The sequence below is a fragment of the Bradyrhizobium sp. genome, from assembly GCF_049691595.1.
In the GTDB taxonomy this organism is placed as follows: domain Bacteria; phylum Pseudomonadota; class Alphaproteobacteria; order Rhizobiales; family Xanthobacteraceae; genus Bradyrhizobium.
Genome location: NZ_JBAVNZ010000242.1, coordinates 1 through 3,735, shown reverse-complemented (window position 1 = coordinate 3,735; position 3,735 = coordinate 1). Strand labels below are relative to the sequence as shown.

Sequence of the window (3,735 nt, the reverse complement as noted above, 5' to 3'; positions counted from 1 at the left end):
CATAGGCCGTCCTGATCCCGGCGATCGAGGCCACCGAAACATCCTCGACGATGAAATGCGGCGCGATCAGCGCGATCCCCTGCACGCGGTGATCCTGATGGCTGCCGGCATAGATCGCCGCGATCGAGGCGCCGTCGGAATGGCCGAGCAACAGCCCGCGGCGGAAGCCGATCATGTCGAGCAGTTTTGGCAGCGTATCGAGCGCCTCGATATGCATGTAGTCGAGCGGACGCGGCAGCTTGACCGGCGTTGACGCGCCATAGCCGGCGCGCGAATAGGCGAACACGCCGGCGCCGGTCGCCGCCTGCAGTTTTTCCGGAAAATCGCCCCACAACGCCGCCGATCCGAGGCCCTCATGCAGCATCACGATGGTCGGCGCATCCGCCGGTGCGGGGCCGATCATGCGGTATTCGAGCTCGGCGGCCTCGATGGCGAGGAAGCCGGAGGGAGAGAGGGTCATGACGACTAATGGTCCCGCAACTTGAACCGCTGTATCTTTCCGGTCGCGGTCTTCGGCAAGGATTCCACCACCTCGACCCAGCGCGGATATTTCCACGGGCCGATCTTCTGCTTGACATGCTCTTTCAGCGCCTCATGCAGCCCGTCGGTGCTGGCGTCCGCGCGCAGCACGACGAAGGCTTTCGGCTTCAGCAATCCTTCCGGGTCGGCCTGCGGCACGACGGCGGCCTCCAGCACCGCGGGATGGGTGATCAGCGCGCTCTCGACCTCGAACGGCGATACCCAGATGCCGGAGACCTTGAACATATCGTCGCTGCGGCCGCAGAAGGTGTAACGGCCATCGGCATCGCGGATGTATTTGTCGCCGGTGCGGGTCCAGTGGCCCGCAAAGGTCTGGCGGCTTTTGCTGCGCTGGTTCCAGTAGCCTTCGCCGGCCGAGGGCGCATCGACCAGCAGCTCGCCGACCTCGCCATCGGGCACATCTTCTCCAGCGTCGTTCACCAGCCGCACCTTGTAGCCCGGCACCGGGCGGCCGGAGGTGCCGTATTTGATGTCGCCCGGCGCGTTGGAAAGGAAAATATGCAGCAATTCGGTCGAGCCGACGCCGTCGAGGATGTCGACGCCAAAGCGCGCCTTCCAGCTGTTGCCGACCGATTCCGGCAGCGCCTCGCCGGCGGAGGTGCAGAGGCGCAGGCAACTGCCGCCTTGCGCGTTCTTCAGCGCCGCGTCGTTCAGCATCGCCGCAAACAGCGTCGGCACGCCGAAGAAGATCGTGGGGTTGTATTGGTTCATCAGCGCGAACATGACGGCCGGCGTCGGACGCTCGGAATTGAGCACCGTGGTGGCGCCGACCGACATCGGAAAGGTCAGCGCATTGCCGAGCCCGTAGGCAAAGAACAGCTTTGCCGCCGACAGCCCGACGTCGTCCTCGCGAATGCCGAGCACCTGTTTCGCATAGGTCTCCGCCGTCGCGGCGAGGTTGGAATGCAGATGCCGCACGCCTTTGGGCATGCCGGTCGAGCCCGACGAATACAGCCAGAATGCCGGCTCGTCGGCGTGGGTCGCGGCGGTCGCAAATGAGTCGCTTTCCTGCGCGAGTTCATCGGAGAGCTTGCTGTGGCCGTGCGCGTCCTTGCCGCAAACGATGACATGCTCGAGATCCGCCATCCTCCCGACCATGTCCTTGACCACGGGGAACAGCGCTTCGGAGATGAACAGTACGCGCGCCCGGCAATCCGCCAGCACATAGGCGTATTGATCCGAAGTCAGCAGCGTGTTGAGCGGCACCGGCACGATGCCGGCGCGGATCGCGCCCAAAAACACGATCGGGAAATCGATCGTATCCAGCATGATCATGGCGACCCGCTCTTCGCGGCGGACGCCGAGGCGGCGCAGCATGTTGGCGGCGCGGCGGCTTTGCTGTTGCAGATCGCCATAGGTCAGTTCGGAAACGGTGTCGGTGAAGGCGAGTTTTTCGCCGCGGCCTTCCTCGACATTGCGGTCGAGCAGCCAGGTCACCGCATTGTAGGAACCGGACACGCCGCTCATGCCGCGCTCCCCACACCCAAGCCCGCCGACAAGCCTGTCACGACGCTTCTCCCCCGCTTTTGAGAATTATAGTTCATAGAAGGCCATTCCACGCGCTTGCTGTCAATCCGTGTCGGCATTATGTTTCCTGAACATGACTGAACAACGCGATTCCCAGACCGGCTTCCTCGAACAACTCGGCCAGCGTGTCCGCACCATGCGCGCGCTCCGCGGCATGTCGCGCAAGGTGCTGGCAAAAGTATCCGGCATTTCCGAACGCTATATCGCCCAGCTCGAAAGCGGCAAAGGCAATGTCTCGATCGTGCTCTTGCGCCGGGTGTCGAACGCGATGGGCGCGCATCTGGAAGATCTCATTCCTTCCGCCGAGCCGTCGCCGGACTGGCCGGTCATCCGCGACCTGCTGCGCCAGGCGACGCCGGGCCAGATCGCACGGGCCAGGGAGATTCTGTCCGGCCAGGGCGCAGCGGCGCAGCGGCGGATGTCATTTGCCGGCATCGCTTTGATCGGGCTACGCGGCGCCGGCAAATCCACGCTCGGCAAAATGCTGGCGAAAAAGATCGGCTGGAGTTTTGTCGAACTGAACAAGGAGATCGAGGCGCAGAACGGATTATCCGTCGCCGAGATCATCGCGCTCTACGGCCAGGAAGGTTTTAGGCGCCTGGAGCAGGCCGCACTCGGACAATTGCTGGCGCGAAAGCAACTGATGGTGCTGGCGACCGGCGGCGGCATCGTTTCCGAGCCGTTGACCTTCGACCTGATCCTGTCGTCATTCTACACCATCTGGGTCAAGGCCGAGCCGGACGAACACATGGCGCGGGTGCGCGGCCAGGGCGATCTGCGCCCGATGGCGGACGACCGCTCGGCGATGGCGGAATTACGCAACATTTTGCTCAGCCGCGAGCCGCTCTACGCGCGGGCCTCCGCGGTGGTCGATACCGCGGGCCTTTCAATAGACGCGGCCGCAGCGCGCCTGTTCGACGCGGTAAAGCCGGTACTGGAGCAGGATGGGCGGATCCTTGCGCGAGGGTGACTGCGTGTCCCGGACGCGGTGCGGCATGGCGCGACGCAGAGCCGGGGAAGAAAAGTCCGGCTATTGGGCAACAATATTATCTGCGCTGCGCGTTCTGGGCCGGTGCCGATGCCTGCCCACGGCAGACTGTCACGGCTTATCCCCGGTGAGCATCTTGCCGGTGATCCTGCGACGACCATGAACGATGCGAAGTATCGTCACCATGTCGCTTGCCTTGTCGTATTCGTAGATCACGATGTAGGGCGACACTATGCCAATGCGGATATGCTGGCCAATCGCAGGCCGGGGCGCCCCACTATCGGGATGGGAGGCGAAGCGCTCATAAAGGGTTTCAAAAGATGCCGCATACCCGACGGCGACGTCGTATCCCGCATGGCCCGCAAGAAAGGTAATAATGTTGGTACTGTCAGCCTGCGCCAGTAAGGAAACGATGACCCGCGCCATCAGGCCTTGAGCGACCGAAGGAGTGACGCATTGTGCGCCTTGTGTTCCTCAAGAGAGACAAACTCGCCACGCGCGACTGCGGCGCGGGCTTCGTCCACATGGGGTTTCGCCCAGAACAGATCATCGCTCTCCTCGACGGCGCGCCCAGCGATGCGTTCGTCGATAAGCTGGCGCGCCGCTTGTTCGACCGAAGCGAAGTCTCCATTCGCCACGCGGGTCTTGCACCAAGCTTCTTGTTCCGGCGTCAGTGTAAT

General features: G+C 63.3%; 5 protein-coding genes. 1 reads left to right on the top strand and 4 read right to left on the bottom strand.

Going from position 1 to position 3,735, the window contains the following annotated elements:
• Positions 1–460 (bottom strand): alpha/beta hydrolase (locus WCE35_RS10920; protein ID WP_424593351.1); only part of this gene is annotated, 460 nt, incomplete at its 3' end.
• Positions 461–465: 5 nt separating this feature from the next.
• The gene (locus WCE35_RS10915; protein ID WP_424593350.1) at positions 466–2,007 is read right to left on the bottom strand and encodes a benzoate-CoA ligase family protein; all 1,542 of its coding nucleotides are present in this window, start codon (positions 2,005–2,007) and stop codon (positions 466–468) included.
• A 133-nt stretch (positions 2,008–2,140) separates the two neighbouring features.
• Between WCE35_RS10915 and WCE35_RS10910 the strand changes: the two genes are divergently transcribed.
• Positions 2,141–3,037, top strand: a complete 897-nt coding sequence (locus tag WCE35_RS10910) for a helix-turn-helix transcriptional regulator (protein ID WP_424593349.1) — start codon at positions 2,141–2,143, stop codon at positions 3,035–3,037.
• Between the two features lie 129 nt (positions 3,038–3,166).
• Here the strand turns inward: WCE35_RS10910 and WCE35_RS10905 are convergent, their stop codons facing one another.
• Both WCE35_RS10905 and WCE35_RS10900 read right to left on the bottom strand, forming a co-directional pair.
• Positions 3,167–3,481 carry a type II toxin-antitoxin system RelE/ParE family toxin gene (locus WCE35_RS10905; protein ID WP_424593348.1) on the bottom strand — a complete coding sequence of 105 codons (315 nt, stop codon included), beginning with the start codon at positions 3,479–3,481 and terminating at the stop codon, positions 3,167–3,169.
• A partial coding sequence (locus tag WCE35_RS10900; protein ID WP_424593347.1) for a hypothetical protein occupies positions 3,481–3,735 on the bottom strand: 255 nt, incomplete at its 5' end. The genes WCE35_RS10905 and WCE35_RS10900, both read right to left, overlap by 1 nt.